At 67.3% G+C, this 22,803-nt stretch carries 22 protein-coding genes; 9 read left to right on the top strand and 13 right to left on the bottom strand.

Translation table 11 applies throughout. The annotated features are described in order from the left end of the window. Positions 1 to 23 precede the first annotated feature (23 nt). Positions 24 to 512 (bottom strand): glutathione peroxidase, encoded by a 489-nt coding sequence (locus ABZV44_RS21745; RefSeq protein ID WP_354838972.1) that lies wholly within the window; start codon positions 510 to 512, stop codon positions 24 to 26. A 39-nt stretch (positions 513 to 551) separates the two neighbouring features. Then, positions 552 to 1,784, bottom strand: a complete 1,233-nt coding sequence (locus tag ABZV44_RS21740) for a cytochrome P450 (protein WP_354838969.1) — start codon at positions 1,782 to 1,784, stop codon at positions 552 to 554. Positions 1,785 to 1,810: 26 nt separating this feature from the next. Here ABZV44_RS21740 and ABZV44_RS21735 point away from each other — a divergent pair, with 26 nt between their 5' ends. The 3 genes from ABZV44_RS21735 (at position 1,811) to ABZV44_RS21725 (ending at position 4,866) form a co-directional block, all read left to right on the top strand. After that, the gene (locus tag ABZV44_RS21735; RefSeq protein ID WP_354838966.1) at positions 1,811 to 2,059 is read left to right on the top strand and encodes a hypothetical protein; all 249 of its coding nucleotides are present in this window, start codon (positions 1,811 to 1,813) and stop codon (positions 2,057 to 2,059) included. Between the two features lie 32 nt (positions 2,060 to 2,091). Continuing rightward, on the top strand, positions 2,092 to 3,717 hold the full coding sequence (locus ABZV44_RS21730) for a GMC family oxidoreductase N-terminal domain-containing protein (protein WP_354838963.1): 1,626 nt from the start codon (positions 2,092 to 2,094) through the stop codon (positions 3,715 to 3,717). A gap of 153 nt (positions 3,718 to 3,870) precedes the next feature. Continuing rightward, positions 3,871 to 4,866, top strand: coding sequence for a TIGR03617 family F420-dependent LLM class oxidoreductase (locus ABZV44_RS21725; protein WP_354839113.1), 996 nt, complete (start codon positions 3,871 to 3,873; stop codon positions 4,864 to 4,866). 465 nt (positions 4,867 to 5,331) lie between these two features. Here the strand turns inward: ABZV44_RS21725 and ABZV44_RS21720 are convergent, their stop codons facing one another. Then, positions 5,332 to 5,940, bottom strand: a complete 609-nt coding sequence (locus tag ABZV44_RS21720) for a TetR/AcrR family transcriptional regulator (RefSeq protein ID WP_354838960.1) — start codon at positions 5,938 to 5,940, stop codon at positions 5,332 to 5,334. Between the two features lie 103 nt (positions 5,941 to 6,043). Between ABZV44_RS21720 and ABZV44_RS21715 the strand changes: the two genes are divergently transcribed. Both ABZV44_RS21715 and ABZV44_RS21710 read left to right on the top strand, forming a co-directional pair. After that, positions 6,044 to 7,159, top strand: coding sequence for a hypothetical protein (locus ABZV44_RS21715; protein ID WP_354838957.1), 1,116 nt, complete (start codon positions 6,044 to 6,046; stop codon positions 7,157 to 7,159). Between the two features lie 2 nt (positions 7,160 to 7,161). Next, on the top strand, positions 7,162 to 8,193 hold the full coding sequence (locus ABZV44_RS21710; RefSeq protein ID WP_354838954.1) for a phosphotransferase family protein: 1,032 nt from the start codon (positions 7,162 to 7,164) through the stop codon (positions 8,191 to 8,193). 100 nt (positions 8,194 to 8,293) lie between these two features. On the opposite strand, the gene ABZV44_RS21705 is transcribed toward ABZV44_RS21710, so the two are convergent. Next, positions 8,294 to 9,826, bottom strand: a complete 1,533-nt coding sequence (locus ABZV44_RS21705) for an MFS transporter (protein ID WP_354838951.1) — start codon at positions 9,824 to 9,826, stop codon at positions 8,294 to 8,296. Between the two features lie 156 nt (positions 9,827 to 9,982). Between ABZV44_RS21705 and ABZV44_RS21700 the strand changes: the two genes are divergently transcribed. Then, a complete protein-coding gene (locus tag ABZV44_RS21700; protein ID WP_354838948.1) occupies positions 9,983 to 10,720 on the top strand; it encodes a TetR/AcrR family transcriptional regulator in 738 nt (245 codons plus the stop codon). Between the two features lie 18 nt (positions 10,721 to 10,738). Here the strand turns inward: ABZV44_RS21700 and ABZV44_RS21695 are convergent, their stop codons facing one another. Further along, positions 10,739 to 11,899, bottom strand: a complete 1,161-nt coding sequence (locus ABZV44_RS21695) for a low temperature requirement protein A (RefSeq protein ID WP_354838945.1) — start codon at positions 11,897 to 11,899, stop codon at positions 10,739 to 10,741. 21 nt (positions 11,900 to 11,920) lie between these two features. Further along, complete coding sequence (locus ABZV44_RS21690) at positions 11,921 to 12,646, bottom strand: SDR family oxidoreductase (RefSeq protein WP_354838942.1); 726 nt, start codon at positions 12,644 to 12,646, stop codon at positions 11,921 to 11,923. Positions 12,647 to 12,765: 119 nt separating this feature from the next. Between ABZV44_RS21690 and ABZV44_RS21685 the strand changes: the two genes are divergently transcribed. Beyond that, the gene (locus ABZV44_RS21685; RefSeq protein ID WP_354838939.1) at positions 12,766 to 13,365 is read left to right on the top strand and encodes a TetR/AcrR family transcriptional regulator; all 600 of its coding nucleotides are present in this window, start codon (positions 12,766 to 12,768) and stop codon (positions 13,363 to 13,365) included. Here ABZV44_RS21685 and ABZV44_RS21680 read toward each other — a convergent pair. From ABZV44_RS21680 to ABZV44_RS21655, 6 genes are all read right to left on the bottom strand, one after another. Continuing rightward, positions 13,337 to 13,981 (bottom strand): MerR family transcriptional regulator, encoded by a 645-nt coding sequence (locus tag ABZV44_RS21680; protein WP_354838936.1) that lies wholly within the window; start codon positions 13,979 to 13,981, stop codon positions 13,337 to 13,339. The genes ABZV44_RS21685 and ABZV44_RS21680 overlap by 29 nt on opposite strands. A gap of 98 nt (positions 13,982 to 14,079) precedes the next feature. Then, positions 14,080 to 15,534 (bottom strand): catalase, encoded by a 1,455-nt coding sequence (locus tag ABZV44_RS21675; RefSeq protein ID WP_354838934.1) that lies wholly within the window; start codon positions 15,532 to 15,534, stop codon positions 14,080 to 14,082. Between the two features lie 592 nt (positions 15,535 to 16,126). Then, the gene (locus ABZV44_RS21670; RefSeq protein WP_354838931.1) at positions 16,127 to 17,377 is read right to left on the bottom strand and encodes a helix-turn-helix transcriptional regulator; all 1,251 of its coding nucleotides are present in this window, start codon (positions 17,375 to 17,377) and stop codon (positions 16,127 to 16,129) included. Positions 17,378 to 18,128: 751 nt separating this feature from the next. Next, entirely contained in the window at positions 18,129 to 19,160 is a 1,032-nt protein-coding gene (locus ABZV44_RS21665; RefSeq protein WP_354838928.1) for an aspartate-semialdehyde dehydrogenase, read from the bottom strand. Positions 19,161 to 19,164: 4 nt separating this feature from the next. Further along, entirely contained in the window at positions 19,165 to 20,430 is a 1,266-nt protein-coding gene (locus ABZV44_RS21660; RefSeq protein WP_354838925.1) for an aspartate kinase, read from the bottom strand. A 112-nt stretch (positions 20,431 to 20,542) separates the two neighbouring features. Further along, positions 20,543 to 21,001 carry an SgcJ/EcaC family oxidoreductase gene (locus ABZV44_RS21655; RefSeq protein ID WP_354838922.1) on the bottom strand — a complete coding sequence of 153 codons (459 nt, stop codon included), beginning with the start codon at positions 20,999 to 21,001 and terminating at the stop codon, positions 20,543 to 20,545. A gap of 97 nt (positions 21,002 to 21,098) precedes the next feature. On the opposite strand from ABZV44_RS21655, the gene ABZV44_RS21650 reads away from it, so the two are divergent. Further along, complete coding sequence (locus tag ABZV44_RS21650) at positions 21,099 to 21,563, top strand: MarR family transcriptional regulator (RefSeq protein ID WP_354838919.1); 465 nt, start codon at positions 21,099 to 21,101, stop codon at positions 21,561 to 21,563. 13 nt (positions 21,564 to 21,576) lie between these two features. Here ABZV44_RS21650 and ABZV44_RS21645 read toward each other — a convergent pair whose 3' ends face one another. Next, positions 21,577 to 22,152: a dihydrofolate reductase family protein gene (locus ABZV44_RS21645; RefSeq protein WP_354838916.1), complete on the bottom strand. Its 576-nt coding sequence runs from the start codon at positions 22,150 to 22,152 to the stop codon at positions 21,577 to 21,579. A gap of 72 nt (positions 22,153 to 22,224) precedes the next feature. Here ABZV44_RS21645 and ABZV44_RS21640 point away from each other — a divergent pair, with 72 nt between their 5' ends. Then, positions 22,225 to 22,803 carry a TetR family transcriptional regulator gene (locus ABZV44_RS21640; RefSeq protein WP_354838913.1) on the top strand — a complete coding sequence of 193 codons (579 nt, stop codon included), beginning with the start codon at positions 22,225 to 22,227 and terminating at the stop codon, positions 22,801 to 22,803.

Here is a 22,803-nt window from a genome sequence, read left to right as displayed (position 1 = left end):
GAGCTATAGGGAAGCCCGCTGAGTTACAGCGCGCCCTCGAGGGCGGAGACCACGGCCGGATCCTTCGGCTCGGTGCGCGGACGGAAGCGCCCCAGCACCGCGCCATCGCGCCCGATCAGGAACTTCTCGAAGTTCCACTGGATGTCCCCGGCCTCGCCGGCCGCGTCCGCCACCTGGGTCAGCTCCTGGTACAGCGGAATCCGGCCCTCGCCGTTGACCTCGCTCTTCTCCAGCAGCGGGAAGTCCACCCCGTAAGTGGCGGAACAGAATTCCGCGATCTCCTCGGCCGTGCCGGGCTCCTGGCCCATGAACTGGTTGCACGGCACGCCGACCACGGTGAAGCCCTGCGGCCCGTAGGTCTGCTGCAGTTCGACCAGGCCCGTGTACTGCGGGGTGAGCCCGCACTTGGAGGCGACATTGACCAGCAGCACGACCTTGTCGCCGGCCAGTTCGGCCAGTGTGGTGGGCTTGTCGGTCAGCGTGCGCAGCGGAATCTCGCGAAGATTGGTCACAAACACGAATAGTAGAACGAGTTCGATGAGGTCACCGGTTCAGGAGTAGCTCACCCGCCAGTGTTTGATCCCATTGATCCAGCCCGACCGCAGCCGCTGCGGCGGCGCGACCTCGGTGATTTCCGGCATGGCGTCGGCAATGGCATTGAACATCAGGTCGATCTCCAGCCGCGCCAGATTCGCGCCCACGCAGAAGTGGTTTCCGGTCCCGCCGAATCCGACGTGCGGATTGGGATCGCGCTCCACATCGAATTCGAAGGGGTGGTCGAAGACCTCCTCGTCGAAGTTGGCGGAGCTGTAGAACAGCCCCACCCGCTGCCCCTCCAGAACTTTCTGCCCGCCGATTTCGGTGTCGCGCACGGCGGTCCGCTGGAAGGCCGAGACCGGCGTCGCCCAGCGCACGATTTCATCGGGTGCGGTGCGCGGCCGGCGCTCCTTGTACAGCGCCCACTGATCGGGGTGATCCACAAAGGCTTTCATGCCGTGCGCGATGGCATTGCGGGTGGTTTCGTTGCCCGCCACCGACAGCAGGATGACGAAGAATCCGAACTCGTCCGAGCCCAGGGCCTCGCCGTCCACATCGGCGGTCACCAGCTGGGAAACAATATCGCCGACCGGGCGGGCCCGGCGCTGTTCGGCCATGTTGTAGGCATAGCCGAGCAGTTCGGCATTGGCGGTCATATTGTTGCCCGCGAATTCCGGATCGTCGTAGTTGAGCAGCTGATTGGACCAGGTGAACAGCTTGTGGCGGTCGTCCTGCGGCACGCCGAGCAGTTCCGCGATGGCCTGCAGCGGCAGCTCGCACGCCACCTGCTGGACGAAATCGCCGCCGCCACTCGCCTTCGCCTCCCGCACGATCTTTGCCGCGCGTTCGGTGAGCGCGGCCCGCAATCCCTCGATGGCGCGCGGGGTGAATCCCTTGGAGACGATGCGCCGGATCTTGGTGTGCTTGGGCGGATCCATATTCACCAGCAGCGCCTCGCGCCCGAGTTCGAGTTGTTCGGGTTCGGAGTCGGCGGGCATTTTGATGATGGAGCCCTTGCGATTCGAGGACCAGAGTTCCGGTCTGCGGGAGATCTCCTTGACATCCTCGTGGCGGGTGATCACCCAGTAACCGTCGTCGTCCATGGGTGCGGCCTGCTCGGGAGTCTGGGCATTCCACCAGACCGGCGCGGTGCGGCGCAGCAGTGCGAACTCCTCGGCGGGGCTGTGGTCGGCCCAGAGCGCGGGATCGGTGAAGTCGAAGCCGGCCGGTAATGACGGAACAGACACTGTTCCTCCTCGGGCAAGGTGCCGCTATGATCACGAAATTGGAACGTGTTTCACAGAAATTGAACCATGCCGACCTGCGGCTGGGCAGCGTTTCCGGCCTCCGATCCCCGGGTTTCCGCACGCCCTGCGGTGCAGCTACCCCGCAGCAGTGGATCTGCAACATGTTCAACAAGAACTCGCCGCGCCCGCAAGATCGCTCAACCCGCCCTGAAGTCGATCTTGTGACTGGACATCATGTCCAATGTGTCGGCAGACTAGAACTTGTTCTACAGTGATGCCAGGCACACTCGAAGATGAGGTAACTGATATGACCGCTTCCCCGGGCTCCACGTCCGAAGCCGATTACGTCGTCGTTGGCGCGGGCAGCGCCGGTGCAGTATTGGCCGGACGGCTCGCTCAGCGTGGCGCGAGCGTGATCCTGTTGGAGGCCGGGCGCAAGGACAACACCCAGCTGGTCACCCGCCCCGGCATGATCTCGATGGTCCACACGGTTCCGCAGCTGAAGAAGCTGGTGGCGTGGAAGCAGTACTCGGTCCCGCAGAAGCACGCCAACGACCGCCTGATCCCGATGACCCGCGGCAAGGTGCTGGGCGGCTCCAGCTCCATCAACGGCATGCTCTACGTGCGCGGCAACCGCGCCAACTTCGACTCCTGGGCCGCCGAGGGCAACACCGGCTGGAGCTACGACGAGGTCCTGCCCGCCTACAAGCGCCTCGAGAACTGGGTCGACGGCGCGGACGACTACCGCGCCACCGGCGGCCCGATCGAGGTCACCCGCCCCCGCGAGATCACCCCGATCTCCGAGGAGTTCATGACCGCCGCGTCCGAGACCCTCGGGGCACCGATCATCGAGGACTACAACGGGGCGTCGCAGGAAGGCCTCTCGATCTTCCAGCAGAGCGTGAAAGACGGTGTGCGCTACAGCTCTTCGCGCGGCTTCATCACCAACATGCCGAACTCGAACCTGACCGTGCTCACCCACGTGCAGGCCACCCGCGTGGTGATCGAGAACGGCCGCGCCACCGGCGTCGAGATCGCCGAGAAGAACGGCTCGCGCCGCATCGTGCGCGCCGCCAAGGAGGTCATCGTCTCCGGCGGTGTCGTCGGATCGCCGCAGCTGCTCATGCTCTCGGGCATCGGCCCGGCCGGGCACCTGCGTGACCTCGGCATCGAGGTGGTCGCCGACCTGCCCGTCGGCCAGAACCTGCACGACCACCTGTTCGTGCCCATGACCTTCGTGTCCAAGAAGGCCATCCACCGCGGCATCCCCACCTACTTCGCGCGCGGCATCCTCAAGGAGATGCGCAACCCGGGCAGCTCCTTCATGGGCCGCACGGTCTTCGAGGCCGCCGGCTTCGTCAAGACCAAGTTCGCCCAGGGCGACCACCCGGACATGCAGATCCACACCCTGCCGTGGAGCTACCCGACGCCCAACCAGGACGCCGACAAGCTGCACCTGGTGGACCGCCGCCCGGCACTCACCGTCATGCCCAGCCTCATCTACCCGAAGAGCCGCGGCGAACTGAAGCTGGCCTCCGCCGACCCGTTCGCCTCGCCGCTCATCGACCCGGGCTACCTGACCGACCCGTGGGACACCGAGTTCCTGATCGAGGGTATCAAGATGATCCGGGAGGTCATGTCGCACAAGAGCATCGCGGGCGACATCACCGAGAACTTCTTCCCGGGCCAGGAGTGGGCGGACGAGACCGCGCTGCGCCGCGAGCTGCCCAACCGCGTGCACTCCATCTACCACCCGGTCGGCACCTGCCGCATGGGTGTGGACGAGCGCGCGGTCGTCGACCCGACGCTGAAGGTGCACGGCATCGAGGGCCTGCGCGTGGCCGACGCCTCGATCATGCCGAGCATCACCGGCGGCAACACCAATGCGCCGAGCTACATGATCGGCGAGAAGGCGGCCGAATTCATCGGCTGACCACAAGCCCGCGGAGGAGTGCTGCTACTTCCCTGGTAGCTCCCCCGCGCGGGTCAGCGGATCACGACCACCGCTGACCCGAAACAGCCCCGGGCCTACTACCTCTCGGCCCGGGGCTGTTGTTTTCTCGTATCAGGAGGAGTCACGGTGTGCCTGCCCGTCGATATCTGGCTGAACGCGCCGCTCGCCGAATCGGCCTCCCGCGCAGCGCGATTGCGCGAGCTCGGAGTGGACGGGGTGTTCACCTTCGAGGGCGCGCACGACGTGTTCCTGCCCTTGACACTGGCCGCCACGTCCGGGGTCGACATCATGACCAATGTGGCCATGGCGTTCCCGCGCAGCCCGATGCATCTGGCGCACACCGCGTGGGATCTGCAGTCGTTGTCGGGCGGGCGGTTCCGGCTCGGGCTCGGCAGTCAGATCCGGACCCATATCGAGCGGCGCTACGGCAGCACCTGGTCGGAGCCGGTGGAGCGAATGCGCGACACCGTGCTGGCGGTGCAGGCGATCCTGCGGGCCTGGCAGGACGGCGAGCGGCTGGACTACCGCGGCCGGTTCTGGCAGCACACGCTCATGACCCCGCAGTTCGATCCGGGACCGAATCCCCATGGGGCGCCGCCGGTTCTGGTCGGCGCACTGGGGCCGCGCATGACCACCATGGCGGCGGAGGTGGCCGACGGACTGCTGGTGATGCCGTTCAATACCGAGCGCCACTTCCGGGAGCGGACCCTCGCCGCTGTCGCGCAGGGGCGCGGGGACTCGACCCGGCCCTTCGAGATCATCGTGGAAGCCATTGTGGCCATGGGCAATTCGGAGCAAGAACTGCTCGAGGCGCGCCGGGCGGTACGAAACCTGCTGGCGTTCTATGGTTCCACGCCCGCCTACCGTCCGGTTCTGGAGGTGGAGGGCTGGGCGGAGCTGCAACCCGAGCTGAACCTGCTCTCGAAGCAGGGGCGGTGGCGGGAGATGGCCGGGCTCATCGAGGACCCGATGGTGGACGCGCTCACCGTCAGCGGCACACCGGTCGAATGCGCGGAGCTGATCCGTACCCGCTTCGGCGACAGCGCCGCTCGCGCCTGCTGCTACTTCCCGGGTTACCAGGTCACCGATGCCGCCATCGCCGACCTGGTGACCGCGCTGCACTCCTGACGGTCAGCATTCCACGAAAACTGCCCATCAGCAGGCATTTTCGCAATTACAAGATCTTGTTAAGGCCGTGCCAAGCGCGGCTCGGCATCGTTTGTGTCAACGCCGGAACGCACCGGCGGACCCAACGAGCCACCATCCGGGGGTGGGAACGCTGGGGCCGACCCGTCTACGAGGGGTGGCGGGTCGGCCACAGCAAACCAACCAACCGGTACTCAATTGGGGACACGGCCTACCGCGAAGGGGGTGGTAGGCCAGCGCAGAACCCGCCGAGTCCGACCACGAGGGGTGTCGGACTGGGCGGGTTCTTTGTGTGGCAGGCTAACGGTTAGCGATCTTGTTCGTCCGATTTGTGGCCTTGTCCGCCTGGTACACGGCATCATGTAGGTAAGTGCGCCAAGAAGATTGGGATTGCCGATGGAAACCGTGGTCGTCTTCGTACTGGCCTGCCTGATCTACTGGTGGGGCCTACTCTGACGTGGGAGTTTGCGCGACCGCGTGCAGCGCGTCCGCGATGCGGCGGCTGAAGTGGTCGGCATCCTCGGTGCCGTGCGTGAGCGCGCGCATCAGGGTCGCACCCCGCAGGAATTCGAAGATCGCCTCGACATCGCAGGCGCCGGCCGCCTGACCCGATTCGGCAGCGGCCATGAGCAGCTCGCGCAGTGCCTGAATCGTCGGCCGCTCGCCGCCGTCGAGCAGGCGGCGGTAGCTCTCCCGATCGTCGTGATACTCCGAGAGCAGGCCGGGGATGGCCGAGCGCGCCGCCGGGTGCGCGGCGGCATTGAGGAACAGGCGCGTCCAGGCCAGTAGGTCGGCGCGCAGGTCGCCGCTGGGAACCGGGTGATTCTCGGTGTCCAGGGCGAAGATCGCATCCTCCACCAGGGCACGCTTGCCGGGCCAGCGTCGGTAGATCGAGGTCGTGACGACTCCGGCACGCCGGGCCACGGCCGCGATGGTGGTGGCCTGGTAGCCGTCGCGGACCAGGAGTTCCTGGGTCGCGGTGAGTACCAGGGCGTCCAGTTGCGGGTCACGGGGTCGGCCGGGGCCGGGGCGGGTGGTCCCGGTGGCTGCGGTCACGGGGCTCCCCTCTCGCTCGGGTCGATGGCAAATTCTGAAACAGGTTACATCGTCGTCCGATTTGAAATACGGTATGGCCCGTATTCTAATTCAGGAGGCACCCATGCTGACGCCCCAGGACGAACTGCTCGCCCACCAGCTCCCCACCACCTTCGACCACGTCCAGCAGAGCGATCTGCGCTGGACCGAACGCGTCGTCCTGTACGGCTTCGACACCACCGGCGAGATCAGCGTGATGACCGGCATGGCGCGCTACCCCAACCGCAATGTGCTCGACGCCTACGCCATGATCACGATCGGCGACAAGACCGCCCACGTGATCCGGCTCTCGCGCGAGATCGGCGGCCGCTACGACGGCCTCGCCGACTGGCAGGTCGGCCCGTACAGGTACGAGATCGTCGAACCGCTGCGCAAGGTGCGCGCCACGCTCGGCGACAACGAGCACGGGGTGCGGCTGCAACTCGACTTCGAGGGGCAGTTCCCGGCCTACGAACAGGAACCCGCCTTCTTCCGCAGCCGCGGCCGGGTGCGCGAGGACGCCCGCCGCTACTACCAGAACGGGCGCATCTCCGGGTGGATCGAGGTAGCGGGCAGCCGCTTCGAAATCGATCCGGAGACGTGGTGGTTCGGGCGCGACCACTCCTGGGGCACCCGTCACGGCGGGGGCGGCGGCAGTCTCGGCGAGGGCGAAGGCCTGCAGCCGGGCGACATCCCCGACGGCGTCCTTTACTACATGGGCATCTTCCAATTCGAGGACGAGCTGGTGCATTTCGCGCAGCGCGAGACGGCCGACGGGCAGCGCTGGCACTTCGAGGGCACCGTGCTGGCCCCGATCGGCTCCGCCGCGCAGCCGGTCCCGATCGTCACCACCGACCACGCGCTGACCTTCCGCGACGACTTCCGCATAGTCAGCGGCGGCAGCTTCACCGCGCGCGGCGCCGACGGCCGCGACCGTGAATTCACCATCACGCCGGTCTCCGGCTTCTGGCCCGGCCTCGCGGGATACGACCACTACCGCGGCTACGCCTCCGGACTGTGGAAGGGCGCGGACTGGAGCGACGGCTTCACCGCCGACCTCACCGACACCGCGGATCTGCGGCAGGTCAGCATGCTCAGCGAGACCTTCTGCCGCATCGAGACCGCCGGCAAGGCCGGATACGGGCTGGTCGAAATGGTGTTCATGGGCCGCAACGCGCGATACGGGTACGAGGGGTACTGACCGTGAGCACCACCCGAATTCCGGCCGAGCAGCTGGCGACGGCACTGGAACCGGCCGTACGCGAGCATCTGTCGCTCGCGGGGAACGCGCGAGTGCTCGAGCTCGCGCGCACCGAACGCGGATTCGCCACCGAGACCTATCTTTTCGAGGTCGAGGTCGAGGTCGAGTCCGGCCGCACTCCCCTGGTCCTGCGACGACCACCGGACCTGTCGCTGTTCCCGGACTACGACCTGCTGCGACAGGTGCTGGTGATGCGCCGGCTGGCGGACACCGGGCTGCCGGTGCCGGCCGTGGCCTGGCTGGAGCGGGGCGACAATCCGCTCGGCAGCCCGTATTTCGTGATGAACCGGCTGGAAGGCCGGGCGCCGAGCGACTATCCGTCGTATCACGCCGCCGGGAACTACTTCGAGGCCACACCCGAGCAGCGGGCTCGCATGTGGTGGGGATGCGTGGACACCATCGCCGAGGTCAACCAGTTGGATTGGCGGGCACTGCGATTGGACTTCCTCGCGTTTCCCGAGCACGGCGCCGGGGTCGTCGAGCAGGGGGTGAACTATCTGGACGCCGCACTGAAGTGGGCTTGCGAGGGAACGCCGCCGGAGACCTACCGGCGGGCGGTGGCGTATCTGCGCGACAACCGCTGCGAACCCGAGCAGCCGTGCCTCTGCTGGGGTGACGCCCGTATGTCGAACATACTGTACGACAACGACTTCCGGGTCCGCGGTGTGCTCGACTGGGAGATCGCCCACCTCGGTGCGCCGGAGTCGGATCTGGCCTGGCTGCTGTTCCTGGACTGGGCGTGCAGCGAGTACGAGGGCCATCCCCCGCTGCCGGGCACACCGACCCGCGCCGAGACCATCGCCTACTACGAGAAGCGGACCGGTCACGAGGTCCGCAACCTCGAATACCACGAGGTCTTCTCGGCCGCCCTGTTGTCGATTCCCCTGCTGCGCATGACCCACCGCGTACAGCTCCCGCCGGAGATGAACATCACCGGCTTCTGCACTGCCCGCATCGAGCAATTGCTCGGCTGACTTCTGCCGGCGCCGCGCTGTCGCGGCGGTGACTCCCTTCGCGGCAACGACTTTGCCCCCGGCGTGCTGCCGGGGGCAAAGTCGTTCGCGGTTGTCGGGACTAGCGGGCTTCGTCCAGGTCGGCCTCGGCCAGAACCCCCTCCGGCGCAGCCGGCTTCGCGCCCTTCATCAGGAAGAAGGCGATCACCGTGGCGACCAGGACGGCCGCCCCACTCGCGAGGAAGGTGGTCGACATGGCGTGGGTGAAGGCCTCGCGGGCCGCGGTCACCAGGGCACCGTCGCCGGAGATGAAGGCACCCGCGATGCTGTCGCGAGCCGCCGCCGGGGCGGCGGAAGGCATTCCGTCGGTGTAGGTTCCGGCCAGCACCGCGCCGAGCACCGCCACACCCAGCGCACCACCGGTCTGCTGGATGGTGTCGTTCAGCGCGGAACCGACACCGGCCTGCTCCGGCGGGATGGCGCCCATCAGAGCGCCGATGGCGGCGGGCATCGCCAGACCCGCACCTGCACCCAGCACCGCCATGGCCAGGGCCGCGGCCCAGAATCCGGAGTCGGCGGTCAGCGCCGCCAGCGCCCCGGAACCGGCGGCCAGCACCACCATGCCGATCAGGGTCACCAGGCGCACCCCCAGCTTCTGAACCAGCGCGGCGCCCAGGCCGTTGAAGAGCAGTGCGGCCACCGCCAGCGGGGTGAAGGCCAGTGCGGTCTTGATCGGCGAGTAGCCGAGCACGAACTGAAGGTACTGGGTGAGCAGCAGGCTCAGACCGGCGTTGGCGAAGGTGACCAGCACCAGCGAGAAGCTGGAACCGGTGAAGACGCGGTTGCGAAACAGGTGCAGCGGAACCATCGGGTGTTCGGCCTTCAGCTCACGAATCGCGAAGGCCGCCAGGAAGACCGCCGCGGCGAGCATCGAAACCCAGGTGCCCGCAATGCCCTTGGTCGGGAACTCGATGATGCTCCACACCAGCGACACCGTGCCCACGATCGACAGCGCCATGCCCGGCAGATCGGTCGGGCGGGCCGGGCCCTTGGACTCCGGCATCAGGGCGAAGGCCGCGAAGATGGCCACGGCCGCGATCGGCACATTCAGCAAGAACACCGAACCCCACCAGAAGTGGTTGAGCAGCACGCCGCCCAGCACCGGGCCGCCGACCATGCCCAGCACGGACACGCCGGTCCACGCGGCGATCGCCGTGGGCCGCTCGTCCTCGTCGAACACGGTGATCAGAATGGACAGCGTGCTCGGCATGATGAGCGCGCCACCGATGCCCATGATCACGCGGCCGGAGATCAGCATCCCCGCGCTGGTGGCGTAGGCGGCGAGCAGGGAGGCCACGCCGAAGAGGACCAGGCCGAGCACCATCACCAGCCTGCGGCCGAAGCGATCGGAGAGGCTGCCGGTGGTGAGCAGCAGGCCCGCGAAGACCAGGATGTAGCAGTCGATCACCCACTGCAGCGCCTGCGGTCCAGCGTGCAGGTCGATCGCGATCTCCGGCAGGGCGACGGTGAGGACCATATTGTCGATCACCAGCACCAGCGAGGCCAGGCAGAGCACGACGAGAATCAGCCAGCGCTGCGGGTTGCGCTGGGCCGCAGGCGATGTCAGCGCCTCGGCCATTTTGTCGGAAGTCATTTCGGTTCCCCTTCGAGAAGCTCTCCCGCACACTGTGCGGCGTTGTCGCACACTGTACGGTCTCCGTACACTGTTCGCAATATGGAACGATGTACGGTCGAACGAACGGCGTTCTAGCTGGGGTTATGCTGTTCGGCGGACGAAGGAGGAAGAGCCATGGCGGCCAAGGCACAGGAGTTCTCGTCGGTGTGGACCCGCCCGCAGCGACAGCGGCGGGATCAGCCCGCACTGAGCCGGGAACAGATCGTGTCCGAAGCTCTCGCGCTGCTCGATACCGAGGGCTACGACGCGCTCAGCATGCGTAAGCTCGGCGCCCGCCTCAATGCCGGAGCCACCTCGCTCTACACGCATGTCACGAACAAGGACGAGATCCTGGAACTGGTGATCGACGAGGCGTTCGGCGAGGTCCACGAGCCCGCCACCATCGCACCGGAGAACTGGCGCGCCGATCTACTCGCGCTGGGTCGCGATGTGCGCGACACCGTCCTGCGCCATCCCTGGATGAGCACCGCCATCACCGGAGCCGGACTCGCCTACCTCGGCCCCAATCTCATGCGCCTGTCGAACGCCATGCTCGCGACCCTCGAAGCGGCGGGCTTCGACGACCGGGAGGCGGACCGGGCCTCGAATGCCTTCTGGGCCTTCGTCCTCGGCTCGGCCGGCACCGAAACCGCCATGCTCACCAGCGTCTCCCGCAGCGGGCTCAGTGAACAGGAGTGGTTCGCCAAGATGATGGCCATGTCCGAACAGGCGGTGCGCGGTTACCCCCACGTCGCCAAACGGTACAGCGTCTACCGGGAACTCGATCCCACGCAGTCCAGGAACGACTTCTTCGACTCCGAGCTCGAACTCATCCTGGACGGACTGGAGTTTCGGCGCGACCACGCCAAATGACCTGCGGCGGAGGGTGATTCAGCCAAACATTGCCAGCCGACGGCGCTGGGCCGGAGTCTCCACCACCACCGAGCCGATCACCAATCCGGCCAGCACGCTGAGCAATCCCGCCACCGGGATGTGGGTCGCGATCGGCAGCAGCCCCGCCACCAGCACGGCGGTGAGCAGCCGGATCACCACCACGCTCTCCCGAATTCCGGTGAAGGCGGCCCGGGTCAGCGCTACCGAGACCAGGTACACGATCACGCCGCCGACGACACAGTCCGCGGCGGTGGCGGTCGAATGCGCGCTGCCGCCGGTCACCGCGATGCCCATCGACGCACCGGCCAAGGCCAGACCGAGCAGCAGCGGCAGGTGCCCGAAGGTGTAGAGGTGCAGCAGTTTTCCGGTGCGCGCCAGCTCGGTGTGCGACCCCGGGCGCACCCCGCTGCCATTGAAGTAGGACCACCACAGGCCCACGGTGAGCGCGAAGGCAGCGGCCGCGGTCGCCGCCGCCCAGCCGGCGGTGTGTACCGCCGCGAGGCCATTGGTGAAGCCCAGCACGGATTCGCCCAGGATGACAATGGTGAAGAGCCCGAAGCGTTCTCGCAGATGGTCGGTTTCCTGCTCGACGCCGGCCAGCCGCCGGGTCACCACGAGCGGCAGGGCGAGCTCCATGAGCATGGCCAGCGTCCAGGCGCCGTAGCGCAGCGGGCCGGCGTCGCACGCGAGGCCGCCGAGCCAGCCCACCGCGCTCACGGCCGAACCCAGTGTGAACGACCGGAATACGGCCCGCAGTGCCGGATTCCGCCGGGAATCCCAGGCGTACAGCAGGGCGACACCGGTCCGGGCCACCAGGTACGCGAGGACGAATCCCGCGTCCACGCCCCGGCTCTGGCCGACCGCGCCCGCGAACACCGCCATGCCCACGATGCCGGTCAGCCCGAAACTGGTGAGCAGGCGATGGGCCGCGGTATCCCGATCGGCCCGATTGGCGTGCACCGCGTACAGGACCCACGCCCACCACAGCGGCACGAACAGTCCGGCCGCCGCGGCCACCGATCCGGCATCGGGGTGCGCGCCCACCCGATGCGTGATCTGGCCGACCGCCGCCGCGAACACCAGATCCCCGAAGCATTCGAACCAGGTGGCCCGGCGCGGTGTGGTGGTTTCCGGTGCGGCGGCGGAGCTTTCGAGCATGCCGACCAAACTACTGGCCGGTCAGCGACCCGTCGCGAGACTGGTGCCGCCATTGGCGTCGAGCACGACGCCGGTGATGAATCCGTTGGTGGCCAGCATGTGGATGGCGCGGGCGATGTCCTCGGGGCGGCCGACGCGGCCGACCGGGGTGGTCGCCACCAGGCCGTCGAACAGAGCGGTGCGCTGCGCCTCGGGAACTCGGTCCCACCACGGGGTGTCGATGACGCCCGGGGAAACGGCATTGATACGCAGCGGGGCGAGTTCGACGGCGAGCGGCGGCACCATGGCGTCGAGTGCGCCGTTGATGGCGGCCAGGCCCGCGGTGCCGGGGAAGGCCGAGCGGGACGAGCCCGCGGTCACCAGGGTGACCGAGCCCTGCGAATCCAGGTGCGGGAGCGCGGCTTTCAGGATACGCACCTGCGGCCAGAACTTGCCGTCGAAGCCGGCGGCCAGCTGGTCCAGATCGAGGTCGGCGAAGGGACCGCTGCCGGCCGAGCCGCTCACCGAGATGACCAGGTGGTCGATGGTCCCGGCCTGGGCGAAGAAGGCGTCGATATCGGCCTGGCTGGTGGCGTCCAGGGCGTAGCCGGTGGTCTTGCCGCCGATACGCGCGACGGCCGCGTCGAGCTTGTCCCGGCCGCGGCCGGTGATGACGACCTCGGCGCCGTCGGCCGCGAAGGCGGTGGCGGTGGCCTCGCCGATGCCGGAGCTGCCACCCATGACGACGACGCGCGGTGTTGTGGTCATTGTCGGAAACCCTCTCTGTCGCTGTCCGTCTATTCTTACGGAACTGACAGTCTCGACAACGTTGTTGGCGAGACTTTTAGTCTCGGCAAAGCGGTGAGCTGCGTCACAGGAGGGCGATCATGGAAAGCACAGCGGCACAGCCCAATCCGGCGCGACCGCACACCGGGCGACGCCGCAACGAGGCCACCCGGCAGGCCATCCTCGAGGCCTCGCTGCGGCTGCTCGGCGAATCCGACGGCGCACCGGTCACCATCGACGCCATCGCACGGGCCGCCGGCGTCGGGAAGCAGACCGTGTACCGGTGGTGGCCGTCCAAGGGCGCGGTCCTGCTGGACGCGCTCACCGAACGGTCGGCGCTCGAGGTGCCGCCGCCGGACAGCGGCTCGCTGCGCACCGACCTGCGCACCCTCATGGAAGCGACTTTCCGTGGCGCACAGCGCAGTTCGACCGCACCCGCGCTGCGCACGCTGGTGCGCGAGGCGGCGCACGACCCGCATCTCGCGGAGCTGTTGCGGACCTTCACCGCGCAGCGCCGGGCAGCGGTGCGGGCCGTGCTCGAGCGCGGACGGCTACGCGGCGAACTGCCCGCCGACGCCGATCTCGATCTGCTGGTCGACCAGTTCTACGGGGTGTTCTGGTACCGCTTCATTCTCGGCCACGCGCCCCTGGACGACGCGGTCGCCGAACGGCTCACCGACTCGATGCTGGCCGGCCGCTGAAGAATCCGGCCGAGCGATCGGTCTGCGCCAGATGCCGCAGCGCGGCGATGAGCTCGTCACCGAGCACGTTTCCGACCACGACCGTCTCGGCCATGCTGTCGATATCGCCGCGCGAGGTCAACACGGCCATATCCAGTTCGGCGATCGGCTCCAGGGCGTGGGCGTAGTCGTCGAGGCGGTCCGCGATATCGCCGTGGCCGAGCTGGCGCAGCGCGCCGACCACCTCGGCGGCGGCCGACACCGCCGGATTGTCGCGGCCGACGCGCCAGCCCAGGCGATCGAGCATGGCCGTCACCTCCGCGCGGGCGGCGGTCCGAGATTCCTTGTCGCAGAAGGCGATGCTGCGGGCGGCGGTGTGCTGGGCGACGCCGAGGATCTTGTGGGTGCCGAGATCCGAATCGTCCAGGGCCGCGATCACCTCGCGCGCCGAGGCGATGGAGAGCCCGCCGACCTCGATGAGCGCCCGGATCAGCCGCAGGCGGCGCAGATGCGCGTCGTCGTACTGCGCCTGATTGTGTCCGGTCGCCTCGCCCCTGGGCAGCAGGCCTTCCCGCAGGTAGTACTTGATCGTCGGGGTGGACACGCCACTGGCCTTGCTCAGCTCCCCGATTCGCATCGGACCTCCTCGTCGCCGCGCGGGGCTTGCCCACCGAGCCACCATCATAGATAGCCGCGTTATGGACACCGCGGCTATCCGCTACGCCGGGAGTCGGGTCAGAGCTGCTCGCGGACGCCGATCTCGATGCGCTTGCCGAGCTCGGCGTCGACACTCTTCCAGTAGTCGAAGACCCGGCTCAGGATCGGCTCGCGCACGCCGCCCAGGATGTGGCCGACGACATTGCCCACCAGGCGATCCCGCTCGGCATCGTTCATGACCTCGCGGACCAGGGTGCCGGCCTGCGCGAAGTCGTTGTCCTCGCGGTGCTGGAGGTAGCCGGCCCGGACCATGGCCGGGTCGAACGCCCAGGCGCCGTCGTCGATGGCACGCGCCGGATCGGCGTGCGGGCCGCCGAAGGAGTTGGGCGCGTACACCGGAACGCTCGCGGCATTGTGCGCGAAGCGCATGGCGCCGTCCTGCGAGTAGGAGTTCACCGGCGCGGCCTTGGCCCGGTTCGGCGGCAGCTGCTCGTGGTTCGCGCCGATGCGGTAGCGGTGCGCGTCAGCGTAGGCGAAGACGCGGCCCAGCAGCATCTTGTCGGGCGAGAAGGCAATGCCGGGAACCACATTCGAGGGCGCGAAGGCGGCCTGCTCGATGTCCACGAAGAAGTTCGCGGGGTTGCGGTTCAGGGTCCAGCGGCCGACCTCGATGAGCGGGTAGTCCTGCTGCGACCAGACCTTGGTCAGATCGAACGGGTTGAAGCGGTAGTTGTCCGCCTCGACGACCGGCATGATCTGGACCTTCAGGGTCCAGCTCGGGAAGTCGCCGCGCTCGATGGCCTGGTACAGGTCGCGACGGTGGAAGTCGGCGTCCTTACCGGCGAGCTCGTCGGCCTCCGCCTGGGTCAGGTTCTTGATGCCCTGGTCGGTCTTGAAGTGGTACTTCACCCAGAAGCGCTCGCCGGCCTCGTTGATCCACTGGTAGGTGTGCGAGCCGAAGCCGTCCATGTGGCGCAGGGTGGCCGGGATGCCGCGGTCGCCCATGAGCCAGGTGACCTGGTGGGCGGTCTCCGGGCGCAGGGTCCAGAAGTCCCACTGCATGTTCGCGTCGCGCAGGCCGGAGCCGGGCAGGCGCTTCTGCGAGTGGATGAAGTCGGGGAACTTGATCGGGTCCTTGATGAAGAACACCGGGGTGTTGTTGCCGACGATGTCGTAGTTGCCCTCGGTGGTGTAGAACTTCACCGCGAAACCGCGCGGGTCGCGCCAGGTGTCGGGGCTGCCCTGCTCACCGGCGACGGTGGAGAAACGCGCCAGCGACTCGGTGCGGGTGCCCGGCTGGAACAGCGCGGCCTTGGTGTAGCGGCTGACATCACCGGTCACCACCAGTTCGCCGAACGCGCCCGAACCCTTGGCGTGCACCACACGCTCGGGCACCCGCTCCCGGTTGAAGTGGGCGAGCTTCTCGATCAGGTAGTGATCGTGCAGCAGGATCGGGCCCTGTGTGCCCGCGGTGAGCGATTCGTTGTCGCTGGGCACCGGGGCGCCGGTATTGGTGGTGGTCGCCTTGGTCATGTTTTCGAGCGTGCCGAGTTTTCTGGAACTAGTCAAGAAAAGTCCGCAGGGCGGTGAGTAAACAAAGGTATATACAGAACAGCCGCGCAGGTTTGGCAATATCTAGCTAATGATTAGCGGGGGACCACGGGTGGCGCTGTCGGCGGATGGTAGTTGGCGAATTCGACCACGTTGCGGGCGGATTCGAACCAGGGGGCCGGTACTGGGGCGGGTTTGGGTGAGGGCGGCGGCGATGTCGGGCATACGGACCGAGCAGACGACGCCGGTGCGGATGGAGTCGGCCATGGCCAATCGGGTTGCGGACTTGCAGATCGACGCCCTGGGTCGAGCATGGTCAGCAGGTCGGTGATCCGCGGGACCGTTGCCCAGATCACAGTGCCCACTGCGGAATAGATCCGGCGGGCCCCGGGTTGATCCCCCTTGCCGGCGTCGGAACAGCCCCGGGCCGCACCCTTCGTCGCTACGAGCGACCACTCGCCGAGAGGCGCTTGTTGGGCGTCGGCTTCAACTTTCCGGGTCAGCCTGAGCGGCATGCGCCGGACCCGGCTCGCGCACACCGGGATTCGCTGACCGGCCGCCACCCCTGGTTCGCTCAGGGGGTGACCGCGGCGCGGCCCGCCAGCTCCCGTAGTTCGTCGGCCGGTCGGCGACCGGCGAACTGCAGCAGATCCCGCACCACTTCGCGGGCGCGATGATCGGTGTGCACCAGTTCGGGGGTTAGTCGCTCGGCATTGAGCAACGCTTCCAATGCCTCGCTCGCCTGCCGCCGCTGCGCGTGCGCACGGGCCACATCGACCAGGAAGCGCGCCTGCCGCTCCGGAGACAGGATCGAGGCGTCGACGGTGCGCGCGGTATCGAGTGCCTCGCCGGCGTCGCCCAGTTCGACCGCCACGGCCACCGCGTGCACGGCGACCCCGGTCGGACCGAACTCGGTGTCGAAATCGTTGCGGCCCTCGCCCAACCGGTCGGCGGCGGCGCGCGCCGCGGCCAGCCCGGTGCGGGCGGCCGTGCGATTCCCGTCCGTCGCCGCGATCACCGCCAGCATGAGCTGCAGAGATCCGTAGAGCGACAACACTTCCGGCCGTGGCTGCTCGGCCGCCACCTGCGCGGCCAGCGCGGCCACCGACACTCGCGCCGCCTGCTCGGCCTGTTCCAGGCGTTGCAGACGCAGGAAAGCCTGTGCCATGCGATAGGTTCCGGCCACCACGCTCAGCGCGTCACCGGATTCCTCGGCCGCGGACAGTGCGCGATCGGCCGCGACCCACGCCGCGTCGACCTCCTCCTGGCGAGTGAAGGCGGTCGCGGCCACCTGATAGGCGCGCGACAGCAGGGTCAGCACCTCCGGCCGCCGCGTGGCATCCGCCCGCGCGGCGTGCTCGAGATCCGGAATCAGTTCCAGCAGACTGCTGCCCACCTCGACCAGCCTGGATTCGTGCGCCAGCTGCCAGGCCAGATCCACTCGCTGTTGCAGCTCCGGCAGTTTCGCGGCCGCAGTGCTCAGCTCGAGGCCGCGATCGGCCTCGTCTCCGAAGAGCTGTTCCAGGGCGGGATGCCCGGTGAGCAGCAGCCGCAGCTGCTCGAACACCGCCGAGCCGGGCCGATGCCCGTCACCGCGGTCGGCGGCAATCGGTTCGGCCGCTTCGGGACGCAGATCGCGTACCGCCACTCCGAGCACGTCCGCCAGTCTTTGCAGAACGGACAGTCGCTCAACAGGCAGCACGTCTCGCTCGACCTGCGACACCCAGCTTTCCGAGCGCCGAATCGCCGCTCCCAACTCTTTCTGCGATAGTCCCCGCCGCCGGCGCAACTCCGCTACCCGTGCCCCAAGGGTACTTTCGGCCACCGGGTCAAACTCCTTCTGCCTGATCGGCTTTCCCGGCCGTCACCGCCCGCTTGTTTCGCCGATGTCTACCATGCCCTTCTCCTTCCGCCCTTTCCATCCAGAGGGGGGATCTGCCGACAAGGATTCCAGACCGACCGAGCTTACGGCGCACAGTATGGAACATGGATTTTTCTTATTGCACCGCAATTTTTCTGTGTTTAACGTTTGAAGAGGACCCGTCGAACCAAACGGACGACAAGAGGTGGTCATGCCCGGCGAACTTCTCTTCTTTCTACTCGGAGCCGGAATCGGCGGCGCGGCAATGTGGTTCGCGGCGTGCGCCCTTGCGGCCACCAAGTATTCCTCCACTGCCGACGGGGCGACGGTGCAGAGCATCACCGCGCGCCTCGAACGCGAGGGTATCCGGAACTCGCGCTCGATGAAAGGTCAACCAGCCTCGCATCGGGCGCCATCGAGATGACCGCCGCGCCGAAAACCGACGAAGTCCATGTGCGCCTGCGGTTTCCCGGAGGAATGATCTTGGATTACCGCGCGGAACGCGCAATTGCCGAACGCCTCGCTGCGCATTTGCGCCCGCATCGCATAGAAGTCACGATCGACGGGCTCCGGACCGATCGACTACCGCCGCTCCCCTGTGCCGAACTTTGGGCGGATTGACCGACTCCAGGGAGCCTATCGCATTGACACCCGGACAATATCCGAAAACGGACCGTGCACTTTCTTGTGCACGGTCCGTAACGGATAGATCTGATCAGTTGTTCAAAAGAACTTCCGCGATCTGAATCGTGTTGAGCGCGGCGCCCTTACGCAGGTTGTCGCCGGAGATGAACAGCGCCAGACCGCGGCCGTCCGGCACACCCGGATCCTGGCGAATGCGGCCCACCAGCGACTCGTCGATACCGGCGGCGGCCAGCGGGGTGGGGACGTCGGTGAGCTTCACACCCGGCGCCTTCGCGAGCAGCTCCTCGGCGCGCTCCACCGAAAGCGGCTGCGCGAATTCGGCATTGATCGACAGCGAGTGGCCGGTGAAGACCGGGACGCGCACACAGGTGCCGCTCACCAGCAGATCCGGCAGACCCAGGATCTTGCGGGACTCGTTGCGCAGCTTCTGATCCTCGTCGGTCTCGCCGCTGCCGTCGTCCACCAGCGAACCCGCCAGCGGGATCACGTCGAAGGCGATCGGGGCCACGTACTTGTTCGGCGCCGGGAACTCCACCGCCGAACCGTCGTGCACCAGCTTCTCGGCATCGCCGATGACGGCGCGCACCTGCGAGGCCAGCTCCTCGACACCGGCCAGGCCGGAGCCCGACACCGCCTGGTAGCTGGACACGATCAGCCGCTGCAGTCCGGCCTCGTCGTGCAGCACCTTGAGCACCGGCATGGCGGCCATGGTGGTGCAGTTCGGGTTGGCGATGATGCCCTTGACCAGGTTGCGGGTGGCCTCCGGGTTCACCTCGGAGACGACCAGCGGCACCTCGGGGTCCTTGCGCCAGGCCGAGGAGTTGTCGATGACGGTGACACCGGCGGCCGCGAAGCGCGGGGCCTGCACCCGGGACATGGTGGCGCCGGCCGAGAACAGCGCGATGTCCAGTCCGCTCGGGTCGGCGGTCTCGGTGTCCTCGACCACGATGTCGCGGCCGCGGAACGGCAGCGTCTTGCCCGCCGAGCGCGCGGACGCGAAGAACCGCACCTCGTCGGCCGGGAAGTTGCGCTCCTCCAGCAGCTTTCGCATGACCGCGCCGACCTGACCGGTCGCGCCGACGACGCCTACACGCACACCCATGCCGCTACCGTCCCGTTCCGCCGTGTACGACCGCGACCTCGTCGCCGCCCAGATCGAACGACGAGTGCAGCACCTTCACGGCCTCGTCCAGGTCGGTGTCCTTGACCAGCACCGAGATCCGGATCTCCGAGGTGGAGATGAGGTCGATATTGATGCCGGCGTCGGCCAGCGACTCGCAGAAGGTGGCGGTCACGCCCGGGTGCGACTTCATGCCCGCGCCGACCAGCGACACCTTGCCGATGTGGTCGTCATACACGACCTGGGAGAAGCCGATGTCGCCCTGCCGCCTGGTGAGCAGCTCGACGGCGCGCGGGCCCTCCAGCTTGGGCAGGGTGAAGGTGATGTCGGTCTTACCCGTCTCCACCTTGGAGATGTTCTGCAGCACCATGTCGATATTGATCTCGGCATCGGCGACCGCGCGGAACACCTTGGCGGCGTAGCCGGGCTCGTCCGGAATGCCGACCACGGTCACCTTGGCCTCGCTGCGGTCGTGCGCGACGCCCGTGAGGATTGCTTGCTCCAAGGGGATGTCCTCCATCGATCCGGTAATCATGGTGCCCGTCTTGTCGGTGTACGAGGACCGCACGTGAACGGGCACGTTGTAGCGGCGCGCGTACTCGACGCAACGCAGCATGAGAACTTTCGAGCCGCAGGCGGCCATCTCCAGCATTTCCTCGTAGGAGACGGTGTCCAGCTTCTGGGCGTCGGAGACGATGCGCGGGTCGGCGGAGAAGACGCCGTCCACATCGGTGTAGATCTCGCAGACATCGGCATTGAGCGCGGCGGCCAGCGCGACGGCGGTGGTGTCGGAACCACCGCGGCCCAGCGTGGTCACGTCCTTGCTGTCCTGGCTCACCCCCTGGAAGCCCGCGACCAGCACGATGGTGCCCTGCCCGAGCGCCTGCTGCACCCGGCCCGGGGCCACGTCGATGATCTTGGCATTGCCGTGCGTGCCGGTGGTGATGACACCGGCCTGCGAGCCGGTGAACGAACGAGCCTCGGCGCCCAGCGAGTGAATGGCCATGGCGACCAACGCATTGGAGATGCGCTCACCCGAGGTGAGGAGCATGTCCATCTCGCGGGCCGGAGCGGCCGGCGCGACCTGCTGGGCCAGATCCAGCAGTTCGTCGGTGGTGTCGCCCATGGCGGAACACACGACGACCACATCGTGGCCGAGCTTCTTGGTCTCGACGATCCGCTCGGCGACCCTCCGGATGCGCTCGGCGGTGGCGACCGAGGATCCTCCGTACTTCTGGACGACGAGAGCCACGGCGGAAATCCTCCAAGATCGACAAACTGCTGCTACCGACCCACAAGACTACCGGCCCAGGTCCACGACTTTTCGTCCCACCTCCCGTCCGCGGATTCCAGTCACCCGGCAGCTATTCCGGCGCCGACATCCGCACGCCCGGATCATGCTTGGCGACAAGGGCGTTGAACAGCCAGCCGTACTTGGTGTTGTGGAAGGCGGCGAAGCCCCACTCGCCGTCCCGCCGCACCGCGACGTACACGTTCACCTTGGTGTTGAAGCGGTTCCGGCGGCGCTTGCCCTTCACCACCGCGCCACGGCCATGCACGACCGCGACATCCGGGGTGACGAACCGCAGACCGGTGATCTCACCGTCGAGGCGGGTGCCCTTCATATACTTCGCGAACAGCGGCTCGTGCGAGGCCCGGATCGCCTCGCGCCCCCGCAGCCGGGCGCCGAACCAGGTGACGTAGTCGGCGTCCGGCGTGAAGACCTCGGCGTAGGCGGCGGCATCCCCGTCCGCCCATGCCTGATTCGACCGGGCGAACAGCGCGCGAACGGCGGTTTCGTCGGTGATCTGCTGAACAGTCATGACATCCCTCCCGAAGATATCTGAACGAGTCATCAACTGAGTTGAGAAGTAGTTGAGTCATTCAGATATTGTCCGAGTGAGACTAAGCTGTCAAGGGATGAGCGAGAAACACGACGAACTGGGCGCCGCCCTCACCTTCGCCGCCCAGCGCAGCGCCACCGACGCCGTGATGCTGCACGGGGCCATGGCCGACAAGCTCGGCCTGCACGTCACCGACCTGCGCTGCCTCAATATGCTGCGCATCGGCGGCCCGGCCACCGCGGGCGAACTGGCCCAGCGCACCGGCCTCACCACCGGGGCCATCACCCGGATGATCGACCGGCTGCTGAAGGGCGGATTCGTACGGCGCGAACACGATTCGAAGGATCGGCGCCGGGTGATCATCACCGCCCTGGACGACCGCATCGACGAGATCGCACCGCACTACGAGTTCCTGGCAACGGAATTCGCCAAGATCGCCCGCGATTATTCGGACGAGCAGTTGGAGCTACTGCTCGAGATCTTCAACCGGCTGCACGAGACCTCGATGGACGTCACCGCCCGGATCCGCGAAAGCGATTGAGCACGAACGGGACTCAGGCCCGGTCGAGCCAGGTGACCTGCGCGCCGTTGGCGAATTCCCGGCGCTGGGTGACCTCGAACCGGGACGGGCTGAAGTTGCCGACGATCATGGGCAGGCCCGCGCCCGCGATGACGGGGTAGCTCTTGAGGATCAACCGGTCGATCTCGCCGATCAGCTGTCCCGCCAGGTTCGCGCCGCCGCAGAGCCAGATGTCCAGGCCCTCTTCCTTTTTCAGGCGGCCGACAAGTTCGACCGGATCGCCCGAGACGATCTCCACCTGCGGATTGTCCACCGGCGCAAGGGTGGTCGAGAAAACGTACTGCTTCAGGTGGTTGTACGGACTGTCGGCTCCGGCGGCCAGGCCGGGTTCATAACTGCCGCGCCCCATGAGGACCGTGTCGATCCGCCGGTTCGGCGTATCGGCCGGCAGGCCGACCAGTTCGCGAAGGTGGGTCGGGACCGTCTCCGGCATGGCCTCGTTGAACCAGGCCATCATGTCGTCGCCGGTCGGATAGAAGTCGTATTCCCCCTGCGGACCGGCGATGTAGCCGTCGAGGGAGACCGCCACGTAGTAGACGAGCTTTCGCATTGTTTACCGCCTTGTTCGTAGTACTATGTGCGTAGTGATTACGAACGTAGTACTACATATGGAGTGGTGTCAATGGTTCGGACGAATCCGGAACGACGCAATGCCCTGATCGACGCGGCCATCGAGGTCCTGGCCCGCGACGGCGCGCGCGGACTCACCTTCCGCGCGGTCGACAAGGAGGCCCGGGTGCCCGCGGGCACGGCCTCGAACTACTTCGCCAATCGCGACGAACTTCTGATCCAGGCCGGGCACCGTTTCTACGAGCGGCTACAACCCAGCAAGGAGACGATGGACCATCTCTTCACGGGCCCGCGCACCCGCGAGACCATCGCGGAACTGATGGCGGAGACCGTCAGCCGCATCACCGGGTTCCGCACCGGCTACCTCGCCCTGCTGGAACTGCGACTGGAGGCCACCCGCCGCCCGGAGCTGCAGGCGATCCTCGCCGAGCGGGTGCGCGCGGACCTCGATGTCAATGTCCGCAACCATCTGGACTCCGGCCTGCCCGGCGACGCCGATTCGGTGACGCTGCTCTATCTGGCCCTGAACTGGCTGATCGTCGAAAGACTCACGCTGCCGGACATCTTCCCCGACGAGGAGGCGGCCCGGCTGGTGCGCATGGCGGTGGAACGTGCCATTCCGACCTTGTGA

The organism is Nocardia sp. NPDC004860, assembly GCF_040609015.1.
Lineage (GTDB): Bacteria > Actinomycetota > Actinomycetes > Mycobacteriales > Mycobacteriaceae > Nocardia.
The sequence above is the reverse complement of the archived record's forward strand: the minus strand, read 5'-3'. Positions and strand labels throughout refer to the sequence as shown.